At 30.8% G+C, this 15137-nt stretch carries 12 protein-coding genes and 1 tRNA gene; 2 read left to right on the plus strand and 11 right to left on the minus strand.

The window, feature by feature from the left end; all coding sequences use genetic code 11:
* Positions 1-137: 137 nt before the first annotated feature.
* Positions 138-1964: a hypothetical protein gene (locus tag ACH2BG_RS09495; protein WP_395047454.1), complete on the minus strand. Its 1827-nt coding sequence runs from the start codon at positions 1962-1964 to the stop codon at positions 138-140.
* Positions 1965-2097: 133 nt separating this feature from the next.
* Between ACH2BG_RS09495 and ACH2BG_RS09500 the strand changes: the two genes are divergently transcribed.
* Positions 2098-2625: a hypothetical protein gene (locus ACH2BG_RS09500; RefSeq protein WP_395047455.1), complete on the plus strand. Its 528-nt coding sequence runs from the start codon at positions 2098-2100 to the stop codon at positions 2623-2625.
* An 88-nt stretch (positions 2626-2713) separates the two neighbouring features.
* Here ACH2BG_RS09500 and ACH2BG_RS09505 read toward each other — a convergent pair.
* From ACH2BG_RS09505 to ACH2BG_RS09525, 5 genes are all read right to left on the minus strand, one after another.
* Positions 2714-2788, minus strand: a tRNA-Val gene (locus ACH2BG_RS09505).
* A gap of 59 nt (positions 2789-2847) precedes the next feature.
* Complete coding sequence (locus ACH2BG_RS09510) at positions 2848-3222, minus strand: DUF4258 domain-containing protein (RefSeq protein WP_395047456.1); 375 nt, start codon at positions 3220-3222, stop codon at positions 2848-2850.
* 48 nt (positions 3223-3270) lie between these two features.
* Complete coding sequence (locus tag ACH2BG_RS09515; protein WP_395047457.1) at positions 3271-4464, minus strand: alanine dehydrogenase; 1194 nt, start codon at positions 4462-4464, stop codon at positions 3271-3273.
* Positions 4465-4507: 43 nt separating this feature from the next.
* Positions 4508-4915: a tRNA (adenosine(37)-N6)-threonylcarbamoyltransferase complex ATPase subunit type 1 TsaE gene (tsaE, locus tag ACH2BG_RS09520; protein WP_395047458.1), complete on the minus strand. Its 408-nt coding sequence runs from the start codon at positions 4913-4915 to the stop codon at positions 4508-4510.
* Between the two features lie 96 nt (positions 4916-5011).
* The gene (locus ACH2BG_RS09525) at positions 5012-6565 is read right to left on the minus strand and encodes a PglZ domain-containing protein (protein ID WP_395047459.1); all 1554 of its coding nucleotides are present in this window, start codon (positions 6563-6565) and stop codon (positions 5012-5014) included.
* A 136-nt stretch (positions 6566-6701) separates the two neighbouring features.
* On the opposite strand from ACH2BG_RS09525, the gene ACH2BG_RS09530 reads away from it, so the two are divergent.
* Entirely contained in the window at positions 6702-8747 is a 2046-nt protein-coding gene (locus tag ACH2BG_RS09530; RefSeq protein WP_395047460.1) for a M13 family metallopeptidase, read from the plus strand.
* 61 nt (positions 8748-8808) lie between these two features.
* Here the strand turns inward: ACH2BG_RS09530 and ACH2BG_RS09535 are convergent, their stop codons facing one another.
* From ACH2BG_RS09535 to tilS, 5 genes are all read right to left on the minus strand, one after another.
* A complete protein-coding gene (locus ACH2BG_RS09535) occupies positions 8809-10767 on the minus strand; it encodes a TonB-dependent receptor plug domain-containing protein (RefSeq protein WP_395047465.1) in 1959 nt (652 codons plus the stop codon).
* A gap of 114 nt (positions 10768-10881) precedes the next feature.
* Positions 10882-11232 carry a hypothetical protein gene (locus ACH2BG_RS09540; RefSeq protein WP_395047461.1) on the minus strand — a complete coding sequence of 117 codons (351 nt, stop codon included), beginning with the start codon at positions 11230-11232 and terminating at the stop codon, positions 10882-10884.
* Between the two features lie 169 nt (positions 11233-11401).
* Positions 11402-12178, minus strand: a complete 777-nt coding sequence (locus ACH2BG_RS09545; protein ID WP_395047462.1) for a potassium channel family protein — start codon at positions 12176-12178, stop codon at positions 11402-11404.
* A 606-nt stretch (positions 12179-12784) separates the two neighbouring features.
* Positions 12785-14791 carry a thioredoxin family protein gene (locus ACH2BG_RS09550; RefSeq protein WP_395047463.1) on the minus strand — a complete coding sequence of 669 codons (2007 nt, stop codon included), beginning with the start codon at positions 14789-14791 and terminating at the stop codon, positions 12785-12787.
* Positions 14791-15137: tRNA lysidine(34) synthetase TilS (gene tilS, locus ACH2BG_RS09555; RefSeq protein ID WP_395047464.1), on the minus strand; the 347-nt coding region annotated here is incomplete at its 5' end. The genes ACH2BG_RS09550 and tilS, both read right to left, overlap by 1 nt.

Genomic DNA, 15137 nt, shown 5'->3' on the forward strand with positions numbered 1-15137 from the left:
ATAGAGCACAGTTTGTCATTTCACCGAAAGAGAAATCTCATTTAACCCATGCATATTATGTGATTTCTCTTTCGGCGAAATCACAATATTATAAATAAATATCCAGTATTTTTAAAGATAATATGTTATTAAATATATTATTGATAATCAACCAAAACAGGTTTAGAACTCTCAAAATTCTGTAATCCAAAATCTGAAGTCGAAATCGAATTAGTTTTAAACACCGAATTGCCATCTGGAATATTAGGAAAGAACGAAAATGAAAACTGAAACGAATTGAAAACCAAATAATCATTACTTATAATAATTCCCAATCCAATTTGAGAATACAGTTTACTTCTTTGAAAACCACTACCTTTATTTCCTAGCATTCCGGCAGAATAACTTAAATACGGATTTAATCTAAATCCTATGATGCGCCAAGGCGAATAACCTTGTATTTGAATAGTTGCTAATAGCTTTTTAGTTCCAAACAAAGCTTCACTATTAAAACCATTAATTCCTGTAGAACCATTTAGCGTAAGTCTATCAGCATTAGAATCCAATCGATTATTACCTATTATAACTTGAGGTTTTATGAATCCACGAAATTTCCAATTTCCAATTTCTTGTAAATTTGTAAAATAAACTAGTTTCAAACTACTGGTACTTTGATTGTTTTTTCCATCATTTATAAAAGTGCCATATTCTAAATTACCGCTCAAATAGCCAAATTCAAAATAGCTACCAATTGCAATTCTAGCTCCAGCATAAAACTGGTAATTATTATATTTTTTCTGATAACCAGTGGTAAAATTATAAACAAATCCTGAGGCAATATCTTCAATAGTATTAAAATTGAAAATGTATTTGTCTTGCGTAAATTTTCTAGACGAAATTCCCAAACCTATTAAATACAATTTTTCGTCTGCATATATATTTAAACTATCTTTATTAATGAAAGATTTTTCTGTATATTTTTTATTAAAGTACCTTGCGCTTGTTATAAAATTCGTGGCTCGATTATATTCGGAATTTCCTTTGAAAATCTGAAAAGCTTGTCCAACCCAATAATCATGAAAATTATATTTTGCATTTTGTATTTCGGGTATTTGATCCTTATTTAAGGATAATATTTTGTTTAAATTTTGCCCAATAGATATTCCTGCTCCCCAACGTGCATAAGGAGAATAAAACGGACGATCTAAACTTATTAATTTAGCATAATTTGCATCTAAATCGATAGTGTAATTTAATCTTGCAGTTATAAAAGTGTTTAAGATTGTTGGAATAAAATAATTACTACTATATCCATTTCGATTACTAGTAAGACTATTTGTGTAAGAATTTGAAAATTCGTGACCTATACCAAGAAAGTTTTTTTCTGTTAGATAAAATTTAGATTTTGTAGATGATATAGAAAAATCAGGAGCTGAACTCCAAGAATCTAAAACTCTAATAAAAACATCGATAGAATCTTGTGAAACCAATTTAATATGAGAAGTAACGCTTCTTATATATCGTTGACTACGAACTAATCTTTCAGATTCTCTAACCAATAACGAATCTAAAGGTTTATTTTTTTTGATTAAAAGTAAATTTCTAATAGCTATATTTTTAGTTTTTAGATGTAATGAATTGCCTGCTTTGGCCATAAAACCATTTGGAACTCGAGTAGAATCGGTATCAGAATATCCAAAAGGATCTAATGTTGTGATTTTTATATCTCGAATTATTTTGCCCTCATATTGTCTGTAATTAGGTTTTTTTATTTTTTGAAAACTACTTTTTATAACTTTTTGTTTGGCAACTGGTTCGAATATTAGTTTGTAAACAAATTTTGTAAACTTTCTTTTTTTAGAATATTTTTCAATATCACGATATCCTTTTGACGAATCTTTTTTCTTCTCATTTTCTTGAGCAAACGAAAATTGATAACTGCAAATTAGCATTAAAATAAATAAATGTTTTGGTTTTAAAATCATTATATAAAATTACCATAAAAATAGGGAAGATGCTATTTACCTGTGAATTATGAAACTTAAATCTATAATTATGAAATATAAATTGATAGCTATACTAATAAATTTGTAATATAATAATATAAAAAAAAACATTATGAAAACAGTATTTTTATCAGTAATAGCACTTTTATTTTCAATGAATATTCAAGCGCAAAATACGCAAACAGAGACAAAAACGACTACCTTGACGAAAAAAGATTCAGATGGTGTGCATAAAACAGTCAAAAATGAGGTTACAAAAGAAGTTCAAAAAATTGAGTTGGGGCAAGAAAAGCCTAATACAATAAATATTCCAACAGTAGATTCACCTGTTATAGTCACTACAACAACAAGAGTCACAAATCCTGACGGAAGTACTAGAACCACAGATATTGATAGAAGTTCTTATTATGAATCAAGTGGGAATAAGTATAAACTTGCACTAGATGCATCGGGTTATATTATGACTTATGGAGATTCTAAACCTGCTTTGTTGAGAAAAACATCAACTAATAGTTATATCTATCGATTAAAAAACAAAATTGCTGTTGGTTATTTTGATACAAATGGTAACTTGATTATCGAAACTTATGATGACAAATCGGATAAGGTTACTATCGAAAAATTTTCAGTTGTGAAATAAGAATTGCACAAATTTTAAAGACAGTTTAAGATTATAAAACTAGATTTAATAAATAAAAAACTCATCAATTAATTGATGAGTTTTTTTGTGGGCGATGAGGGGTTCGAACCCCCGACCCCCTCGGTGTAAACGAGGTGCTCTGAACCAGCTGAGCTAATCGCCCTTATTGGGATTGCAAATATAACGCTAGATTTTATATAAACAACTTTTTTTTGAAATAAATTACTGTTTTTTTATATCCCTCAAAACAACTTTATCTTCATAATTTTCTATAATTATTTCAATAGGTTGGTTTTTAGTGGTTTTACCAATAATTGTATATAACTTACCTTTCGATATTTTAAGATTACTTCTATCAAAATCGACATCGCCATATTGTAAAGTATTCTTAACATCGATAGTATCTAACCAATCTTCTGCTAATTCTTTTGAAGCAATATCAGAATAATAAAAAGGCTTTGATCTTAAATTATTTAAAACCCTATCGTTAGGAAAATAGGTACAACGGGTGTTTTTTCTGTTTAATACAAAAAATAAAAAGACACAACCAACTAGGAATCCAAAAAGATAATAACTTAATCTGTAAGAAAATTTCATTTTATTTAATTTTCAGCAAAAGTAGCTAGAATTAACCAAATTTTGAATCTAAAATACAATTAAATTTATATCACGATACGTCAAATCGAACCATTCTCCAATAGTTTTGTTGGTTAGAATCCCATGATAAAAATAAACACCATTTTTTAGTCCACTATCACAACGAATTGCGCTTTCTATCCCGCCATCATCGGCAATTTGAAGCAAATATGGCGTGATAATATTACTTATCGATAATGATGCGGTTTTAGAATATCTAGATGGAATATTGGGTACACAATAATGAATAACACCATTTTTTATAAAAGTAGGATTCTCGTGAGTTGTAATTTCTGAAGTTTCGAAACAACCACCAGTATCAATACTTACATCGACAATAACAGCCCCCTTTTTCATATGTTCTACCATAGTTTCAGTCACTACAATTGGTGTGCGATATTTTCCTCGCATCGCGCCAATAGCAACATCGCAACGTTGCAATGATTTTAATAATGTTTTATTTTGAATAGTTGAAGTAAATATTCTTTGATTCAAATTATTTTGTAAACGGCGCAATTTTGTGATTGAATTATCAAAAACCTTAACACTTGCACCCAATCCTATGGCGGTTCTAGCTGCAAATTCTGCGACAGTTCCAGCTCCAAGAATAACAACTTCGGTAGGAGGGACGCCTGTTATGTTTCCAAAAAGCAATCCGTTTCCAAATTTACTTGCAGTTAGTAATTCGGCAGCAACAAGTACAGATGCTGTTCCTGCAATTTCGCTCAATGATTTTACCGCTGGAAAAGAACCATCTTCATCTTTAATATATTCGAAAGCTAAAGCGGTTATTTTTTTCTTTTGCAAGGCTTCAAAATACTCTTTCCTTCTTGTTTTTAGCTGAATAGCTGAAATAATAATCGTTTTAGGATTCATCATTTCAATTTCGACTAGAGTTGCTGGTTCCACTTTTAGAATTATCGGACAACTCAAAACTTTTTTATTATCGTTGGTTATTTCTGCACCTGCATCACTATAATTTTTGTCGGTATAACTCGAATTTTCTCCAGCACCGGCTTCTATCAAAACCCTGTGACCATGGCAAGTCATTGCATTTACAGCATCTGGAGTAAGGCAAATTCGACGTTCCTGATAAGAAGTTTCTTTAGGAATACCAATAAAAAGCTCGCTCTTGTGCTTAGCTATTTCTAATTTTTCTTCCTGCGGAAGTAAATCTTGTTTGCTAAAAGGTGTAATGGCCATGATTTTAAACTTATTTGGCACAAATTACGAAAATTTATTACATTTATTTAAGTTCAATCAATCTTTTATCATTATTTAAAACAGAAATTGTAACCACCGAATGTTTTTCTGGAATTAAATCTGGAATTTTTTCTGACCATTCAATAAAACACCAATTTCCTGAATACAAATATTCATCTATTCCCATATCGAGTGCTTCGTTTTGATTTTTCAATCGGTACACATCAAAATGATAAACTAATTGATTATTAGCTATTTGATATTCATTAACTAAAGAAAAAGTTGGACTACTTGTTGGGTTTTGAACGCCTAATTGTTTGCATAATACTTTGATAAAAGTTGTTTTTCCAGCCCCCATTTCTCCATTAAAAAGGATTACTTTCTCTGGATTAGCATTTAAAATTTGCTTTGCAACAGCTTCAATTTCGTCAAGATTAAATTCGATTTTCATTTTAACAATATAATTTATTGCTTTAGATATTAATTTTTTTTACCACAGATTCGGAGATTACTTAAAAATCTGCGAATCTGCGGTAAAATTAAAATTTTATTTCTTCGGGCTAAATACTAAAAAGGGTACAATAACTTCTTCGAGCGAAATTCCTCCGTGTTGGTAAGTATTTCGGTAATAACTTACATAATGATTGTAATTATTTACATAAGCCAAAAAGAAATCATTTTTCGCAAAAATATAAACACTTGTCATATTTATAGATGGCAAACCAATTTTTTTAGGATCTTTTACAGCATAAACATCTTTGGTTTCGTAAGTTAAACTACGTCCAGTTTTGTAACGCAAATTGAGACTCGTGTTTTTATCACCAATAACTTTCGACGGATTTTTACAATTTATAGTTCCGTGATCGGTTGTGATAATTAGTTTGAAACCTAATTTTTGTGCTTGCTGAATAATTTCTAATAAAGGCGAATTTTTAAACCAGCTTAAGGTCAATGAACGATACGCTTTGTCATCTGAAGCCAATTCTTTTACGACATCCATATCGGTTTTGGCATGCGATAACATATCTATAAAGTTGTAAACAACAGTTACTAATTTTTTGTCTTTTAAGGATTTAAAATTCTCAGCTAGTTTTTTCCCGTTATTTAGATTTGTAATTTTAAAATATTCTTGTTCAATATTTAAACGATTTCGTTTTAGTTGTGCGGTAAGAAATTCGGCTTCATATAAATTCTTTCCACCATCTTCAACATCATTTTTCCAGTATTGTGGAAATTGTTTTTCCATTTCCGATGGCAATAAACCCGAAAAAATAGCATTTCTAGCATATTGCGTAGCTGTAGGAAGTATTGCAAAATAAGGAACCTCACTTTCTAGTTTGTAATGATTGTTTACGACACTTTCAAAAGATTTCCATTGGTCATAACGCAAATTATCAATCACTACAAAAAGGACATTTTCTGCTTTTTTAAGTTCCGGAATAACTAATTTTTTGAACAAATCATGAGATTGTACAGGTTTGTCAGCTTTTGGCTCGAACCAATCTTCGTAGTTTTTTTCTATAAATTTTCCAAACAAATTATTTGCTTCAGCTTTTTGAGATTCCAGAATTTGAAACATATTCTGGTCATCAATATTTTCTAATTCGAGTTCCCAAAAGATTAGTTTTTTGTAAAACTCTACCCATTCTTCATAGGAATTTACCATCGACATTTCCATCGAAATTTTGCGAAATTCTTTCTGGTAATCTAAAGTTGTTTTTTCAGAAATTAAACGTGAATGGTCTAAATTTTTCTTCAAACTCAATAAAATCTGATTCGGATTGACAGGTTTTATTAAATAATCGGCAATTTTAGAACCAATCGCTTCTTCCATGATATATTCTTCTTCACTTTTTGTAATCATAATTACAGGTGTAGAAGATTTTTTTTCTTTCATTTCTGCCAATGTCTCTAAACCTGACATTCCAGGCATATTTTCATCGAGAAAAACAATATCGAAATTGTCTTCCTGAAACATATCCACAGCATCACGACCATTGTTACAAGTGGTTACTGTATAATTTTTCTTTTCTAGGAATAAAATATGTGGTTTTAGTAAATCGATTTCGTCGTCTACCCAAAGTATTTTGATGCTGTTCATAGCGTTATTTATGTTTGATGGTGCAATTTAATACTTATTAAACATAGGATTCTTAAATTTATTGTAAAATAAATAGTAAGTTTTTAATACTTTATCATAAACTTATATCTTTGAAGGATTATCAAATAATTTAACTATGAAATTTAATACAATTGCTTTACTTTTTTCGGGAGTAATTTTGCTAACAACGAGTTGCAAAAAAGAGAAAGACTTCGATCCAAATGCACCTGATGTATTGACGACAAATCGTGATACTTTAGTAAATCCTTCAGACGATTTTTTTATGTATGCAAACGGAGGTTGGTTTAAACAAAATCCTATTCCAGACTCGGAACGTAGCAACGGAATTTTTAGAACAATTCAAGATACGATAAACAATCAGGTAAAACAAATTTGTGAAAAATCGGCTGCTGCCGATGCTGATAAAGGAAGTAACAAGCAAAAAATAGGTGATTTTTATTCTTCAGGTATGGATACCATTGCTATTGATAAAGCGGGTTTAACGCCACTAAAAGGCGAATTAGCTAAGATTGATGCAATTACCGACATTCCGTCTTTATTATCAACTATGGCACATTTGCACACCATCGGCGCAAGCCCAGCATTTTCTACTTATGTTGGTCAAGATGATAAAATAAGCACAAAATATGCTGTGTTTTTCTCTCAAGGTGGTTTGGGTCTTGGTAACAGAGATTACTATTTTAATACCGATAAAGAAACGGTAACTATTCGTAATGAATATGTGAAACATCTTCAAGTGATGTCTAAATTTTTAGGAAATAGCGAGGCAGTTTCATCTCAAAATGCTTCGGTTATTATGAAATTAGAAACCGATTTAGCAAAAGCTTCTAGAAAATTGGAAGCGCTTCGTGATCCTATTAAAAATTATAATAAAATGTCTGTTGCCGATTTGAATAAAATTACAACGAACATGGCTTGGGATAAAACATTGCCATTAATGGGAATTAATAAAGCAGATTCAATAATTGTTGGGCAACCGGAATTTTACAAAGCATTGAATGTGATGATAAAAAATTATTCTATTGCCGATTGGAAAACATATCTGAAATGGGATTTACAAAACAGTTTTGCAACTTATTTAGGAAGTGATATCGAAAAACAAAATTTCAAATTTTATTCGACTGTTTTAAGTGGAGTTGCCACTCAAAAACCTCGTTGGAAAAGAGTTGTAGAACAAACAGATGGTTCTTTGGGAGAATTAATAGGCCAAGTTTATGTTGATGAATATTTACCAAAAGGAACTAAAGAAAAATTGCTAGAAATAGGAAATAATATTCGTGATGTATATGCAGAGCATATTAAAAAATTAGATTGGATGAGCGAACCAACTAAGAAAAAAGCATTAAGCAAGTTGGCTAAAATAGTTATGAAAGTAGGTTTTCCAGACAAATGGAAAGACATGAGTTCTGTAATCATTGATAAAAATTCTTATTGTGCAAATGTTATGGCTGTAAATAAATGGTCACACAATTATATGGTTTCAAAATACGGAAAACCAGTAGACAGAACCGAATGGGGAATGTTTCCACAAACTTATAATGCTTATTATAATCCAAGTAATAACGAAATTTGTGTGCCAGCTTGTAATATTTTGGTTCCAGGTTTTGAAGGACGTATGCCCGATGATGCTGTTTTGTACGGAATTATTGGTGGTTCAACTTTTGGACACGAAATTACACATGGTTTCGACGATCAAGGAAGTCAGTATGACGAAAACGGAAATCTAAACAACTGGTGGACAGCCGAAGATATGAAAAAATTTCAAGCCAAAACAAAATTAATTGTTGCTCAGTTTAACAAATACGAAGCTTTGCCAACTAAATTTGTAAATGGTGATGCTACTCAAGGAGAAAATATTGCCGATTTAGGCGGCGTTGTTATGGGTTACGAAGCATTTAAGAAAACAACTCAATACAAAACCAACCAGAAAATTGCAAAATTATCACCTGACCAACGTTATTTCTTAGCTTATGGTTATGCGTGGATGGTAAACATCAAAAAAGAATCATTAGCACAACAAATGATGACAGATGTGCATGCGCCTGCAAAATTCAGAATTAATGGACCTTTGAGTAATATACCAGAATTTTATAAAACTTTTAATATTAAAGAAGGAAGTAAAATGAGATTACCAGAAAACGAACGTGTTGTTATTTGGTAGTATTTTAAATTGAAATAAAAAAAACGAGGCAATTGCCTCGTTTTTTTATGAATTAGTTTTTTTACAACAAGAAACTAACCCCCAGAACAATATTTCTTCCAATGTTAGGAATGCCATCAGTTTTTAGTCTAGAAAGATGCGAAATATAGCTTTTGTTAAGCATATTATTTGCATTAATAGATACATCAAAATTTGCTTTATTAATGTTTACATTTCCACCCAAACCAAGATTTACTAAGGTATAATCATCGCTTTTTGTTTCAAAAGTACTATTGTTATTTTGTTTGAAAATACTTTCAACATTTACTGTTGCAAATCCTTTTTTAATCCAATTATTGATATCAAATTCTGTTCGAATATTATTGTTCCATTTGTTTGCAGGAATAAGAGGTAAATATTCCGCATTTTCTTTCTGACCAGTTACAGTTTCGAAACTACTCGTAATATGCAACCAATCTAACGGATGCGGATGAAAATGAATACCAAATTCTCCTCCGTATAATTTTGCATTTGCCTGCAAATAATCATGCACATTGTTTCCATCAATTATATTCCCGTTTGGAGAAATAAATATATAGTTGTTTATGTGATTATAAAAACCATTTGCGAAAAATTCGAAATGAGAATTTCCATATTCGAGATTCAAATCAGTTTGAATATTTTGTTCGTTTTTTAAGTTAGAATTTCCAATTTCGTAGCGATTACTTCCTTCGTGAACACCGTTTGAAGTTAGTTCGGCCAAGTTTGGAGATCTAAATCCAGAAGCAACATTAAATCTAAAAGACAAATTGTCTGTTAGTTTTGTTTTGTAACCTAAAGAAGCATTAAAGCTATTAAATTTCTTGTTGATGGATTCAAAATAACCTTCATCTCCTATAACTCCATTAGTTTTGGTATTAATTTTTCTTGTATCAAAACGAAATCCCGCTTGTATAACGTTTGAATTCCATTCGTAATTAGTTGTGACCAAAGCACCAATATCATTTGTATTGGCATCAGGAATTAGTAATTCTGAACCAGAATTTCTATTTGTTTGACTCATTCCTTGCACACCAATTATGGTTTCTAATTTTCCAATCTTGGGCAAATAATATTTTAAATCATAATTTAAAGTATTCAAATTCATCTCTAAAACAGGAGTCGTACTGTCTTCAAACTCCTTACGGTTGTTAGAAATATAACCGAAATCGGCATCAAGTTTTGAGTTTTTGAAGAAAAAATTATTATGCAAACTCAAAATATGATTTACAACACCTTGTCTAGGATAATCAGGATTTCTTTTACTGGTTTGTAACCCCATTTCTTCTGGAATTCCTAAATTCAAATTATTCAAATTATAACGTAAAACACTAGCAAATTTAGGATTGCTATAACCAATGGCTGATTTTACATCAGCTTCTTCAAAACGCGTATTGGTAACTAGACTATCATTCGGTATTTTGTAATCTCCATGGTTATTATAGCCACCACGAATTAAAAATTTCCAATTCTCAGATGATGATTTCAACCCAAAAGAAGTGTTGCTTCCTTGAGTATTTGAAAAGAATTTTTGACTAAAATCTGAAAAATATGAGTTGGGTTTCGCAAATTTTTCAGGGTTAAAGTACAAAACACCACCCAAAGCATCGGAACCGTAAAGTAAAGAAGCAGGACCTTTTATAACTTCGACACTTTCTATTCCGCTATCGCTAAGTCCCAAGCCGTGTTCTTCACCAAACTGCTGATTTTCTAGTCGAACACCTTGTGTATAAACCAAAACACGATTGCCGCTCAACCCGCGAATAACAGGTTTTCCTATAGATGTTCCTGTCGATACTTGTGAAACTCCAGGAATTGAAGCCAATCCTTCCATTAGGGTTGCCGCTCCTTTTTGTTGTAATTCTTTGATGCTTTTATGTTCAATTTTCATCACGTTTTGCGATTGAATTTTGTTAAAAGCATTGGATGATATTTTTACTTCATCCATTACAAATGGTTTGTCTTTGTGGAGCGTGTCTTGTGCAATTTGAGCATGAAGCATACTCGAAAACCCTAATAAAAGGGCAAATAAAAATGATTTCATATAAAATGATATTTTATTGTTTAAAAAAATAAATTGTAATTATTACTGAAAGTTTTCAGTAATGAAAAAATATTAAACAATAAAACCGGGAGGAGCACGAAGCGCAAAAAGGCTTCCTTTAAAAAAGTTTGTTATTTCTCTAGAATATAAGAAAGAATATCCAGTAGAAATTTGTTTTTTTATGAACTGAAAATGAGAAATACTTGGCGTAACAAATCCTCCTAAAGTAAAATCGCAAATAAAGCAGTGTTCAAAATTATGGTGTTGGTGTGTTATTTGAGAGCCCGAAGTTGGTTTGTCGTGGCAATGTTTTTCGGAAACTTGTTTTACTAAATGCTCATAACTATGCACCGATTGAAATAGTATTGAAAACAATACTACAATCGCTAATAGAAAATTTATAATAACAAATTTCTTTTTCATGCAAGACAAATGTAACAAAGCAAAAAGTAAAAACCGTTTAAATTTAACAAAATTTATGATTTATTAAATTTAAACGGTTTTTTAATTAGTAAGTAAACCTTTAAATTAAGCCCAAACCAAGAAATGGCATAAAACTGCTGTCGGCAGCTGCCAATGATTAATTTAGAAGTTACTCTTTACTATTTTCTCCTTTATCAAAGTATTCTTTATCTTCAACTTTTGAGCTAAAGAAATTTAAAAATAATACTATAAACACTAGGAAAACAATCGATTGAAAACTCACCATAATTTTACCTAAGTCTGTAGTTGGGTATATATCACCATATCCAATCGTTGCGGAAGTAACAAAGCTAAAGTATATAAAATCAGTAATAGATTTAGCTTTTGAATTCAATAAATTAAGCCCTCCGTAAATAACCGCAAAAGCTAAGACTATTTCTAAATAATTAAAATATAATAGCAGTATCGATCTTCTATATGAACGTGGTTTAGCAAAGATATCCGACACAAAAATTAATGTTGCAACATAAAGAATAGTTTCAGCAAGTAAGTAGGAAGTTATAAAAATCACAAAACTTTTTGTATAAAGTCCAGTCAAAAGGAAAAGTAGTGGAAGTAATGTCTTAAATAAAACATATGCTTCTATCGCTAAATTTTTCCACGTTAATCCTTTTCTACCATATTTATCTCTGATATATATTCCTGGAAAGATAAATTGAATAGCTACCAAAAATAAGCGCAAGATTTTTTCAAGTCCTATGTCATTGTGTTTTTCATTATTCCAAACTTTTTCTAAGTTCTTTCGTTGGTTTACAATTGAAGTGTGATTAAGTTGAATATTTTCTTCTGAGCGTCCAAATAGCAACTTTTTAAATACTTTTTTCATGGTTATTTTGTTAAGTTTGCTGCCAACATTACTGGCTTGGCTCAGTAGTAGCGGCTGCATGAACGCTTATTTTCTTGCTAAGATAAGAGTTTCCAGCGGAAAATCGAACAGATGGTTTAATGTAAATGTAGCTATTGTGCTAAACCGCTTTTTGGTAGGTGTGCTTTATGAATGAATGCCGACAAATAAGTTATTGCAAAATATCCACAGTAGCATTGAAATTATTAATATTGAAAATTGCATGATATTTTCCAGGAAAGTTTACTCTTTAGATTCTTCGTCGCCTTACCAATTGCTTATTCGTAAATAAAATATACGTGACGGCTATATTTTTTCAATGCAATCAAATCTACAATTTTATACAATAACAAGCAAGTAGATGACAGTATAAAAGACAACAACGCGTTAGTTTTTTCATGCTTTTGCTAAATAAATTCTATCATTAAAATTGAAAATATTAATGATAAAACTGCGAAAATGAGTACAGCATAATATATTTTATTGTTACGAAGACATTTATGAATTAGGGAATATAAAAGATCTGCAAACCAAACACTTGAAAAGGAAATAGCAAAAATAAAAAGGTTCTATATTTTGGTTTATTTGTGATTTTAAGATTGGCGTTTGGTATAGCTACTAACTTATAGGTTATTCTGAAATAACAACCTATTTTTTAAATTTAGAAATCCCGTCTTCCAACCAAGTTTTGTATTCCTGAATGTTTGGTGTGTAAGGTACGGGTTCGTTTAATTTTTTTTCATCTAAATCGATCAAAACATAATATGGTCTTGCGTTTGTACCATAATTCAATCGTTGAAACTCGCTCCATTTCTGACCAACAGTTGTTATTTTATTTCCAGTTTCTTTAGAAATATATTGTTCATTTATGGGTAATTCTTTTCTGTCATCGCCATAAAGTGAAATTAATACAATTTCACTTTTAAGAATTTTTAAAACCGTTTCGTCAGACCAAACATTGTTTTCCATAACCCTACAATTTTGGCATTGTTTTCCTGTAAAATCTATTAAAATTGGCTTGTTTACTTCTTTTGCATAAGCTATACCTTGCTCATAATCTTCAAAAGAAATTAAATTATGAACACCATAAACCGCATTTTTTGGTAATTGCACTGAATTACTCGCAACGCTATTATTTCCAAATCCTTGCGGACTTTCGCTATAGGTACTTGGCGGCGGAAATGCCGAAATCATTTTTAGCGGCGCTCCCCAAAGTCCAGGAATCATATAAATTGTAAAAGATAATGTTACAACTGCCAACACCAATCGGCCAACAGAAATATGGTTTAACGGACTATCATGTGGCAAAGTAAATTTTCCAAATAAATACAACGAAAGTGCTCCGAAAATGGCAATCCAAATTGCAATAAAAACCTCTCTTTCTAGTAAATGCAAATCCAAACCAATGTCTGCATTAGAAATAAATTTCATTGCCAATGCGAGTTCTACAAATCCAAAAACGACTTTTACTGTGTTTAACCATCCACCAGATTTTGGCAAATTACTAAGCAGGCTAGGAGCTAAGGCAAAAAACATAAAAGGTAAAGCCAATCCTAAACCAAATCCAAGCATTGCTATGGATAGAATTGTCGCTCCTCCATCAGAGTTTAATGAGGTTCCCATCACCAAACCAATTGCCGGACCAATACAAGAAAAGGAAACAATAATTAAGGTTAATGCCATAAAAAAGACACCTATTAATCCCCCTTTGTTGGAAGCATTATCAACTTTATTTGCAAATTTATTAGGAATTGTAATCTCGAAAGCGCCAAAAAAGGATATAGCAAATATTGTAAATATTAAGAAAAAGAAAATATTTAAATAAACGTTATTGGATATTTCCGAAAAAATATCTCTATTTATTCCCTCTATCAAATGGAACGGAATCGTAATTAATACACAAATGGCAACGATACAAAATCCGTAGAAAAATGCATTAAATTTGCCTTTAGATTTGCTTGAAGATTGTTTCAAGAAAAAACTAACTGTCATAGGAATCATTGGGAACACGCAAGGCGTAATGGTTGCAAATAATCCTCCTAAAATAGATAACAAAAAGATAGACCAGATGCCATTATTTTCGCTTTTTTCTTCATTTTTTGGAATAGCAATTGGAGTTTTTTCTTTTGCAATATCAGTTTTTATAGTTTCTGTTACTATTATAGAAGAACCTACATTTTCAATAGTAGTTACTGGCTTAGTTGCTTGTGTTGCTGATTTCGGAATATCAAATTGAAATGATTTATTCGCATTAATACAAGACTCTTTACAAACTTGGTAATCTAAGTTAAGCTTGATGCTTTTTAAATCTGGATTTGTGATTTTTATTTTCTGAGTTAAAGTCACATTCTTCTCAAAAAAAGTTTCATTTACTTCAAAAATATCATTGAAAGCGATTTTTGTTTTGCTTTCTTGAGTTTTTCCGACCAATTCGTAATCACCTTTTGCAAATTTCAACTCTGTAGGAAGTGGTCCGCCATCTGGTGTAAATTGCGAATACACATGCCAACCAGCGTCTATTTTTCCTTCAAGAATTAAGTTAAATTCTGTGTCAGATATTTTTTCAACTCGTGATTGCCATTTTACTGGTTCTATAATTTGAGCTTGTGTACTTAAAAAAGTAAAAAACAGGAGTAAAGCAATTATTTTTTTCATTATAATAATTCTAATTGTATAATATTTGTAGTTGTTTTGTTTGCTACGAATCGTTGGTCGGCGCGTTTTCCAACTACCCAAACAATCTGATTTTTAGAACATAAAAGCCAAGTATTTTCTTTCTCTATCAATGACATTTTTTCATCTTTAAAGTATTTACTCAACTTCTTTTTGCCATTCATTCCCGATGGATAAAAAGAATCGCCTTCATTCCATTTTCTTATTGTTAATGGAAATTGTAGCTTATTTTCATCAACAAATATAATTGTATTTTTAGGAGTAGAAATGTCATTTACTTTACAAATGGAAAGATTTAAGGGAATTTTAACTTCTTTTTGGTCTTTTT

This window comes from Flavobacterium sp. (assembly GCF_043779715.1).
In the GTDB taxonomy this organism is placed as follows: Bacteria; Bacteroidota; Bacteroidia; order Flavobacteriales; family Flavobacteriaceae; genus Flavobacterium.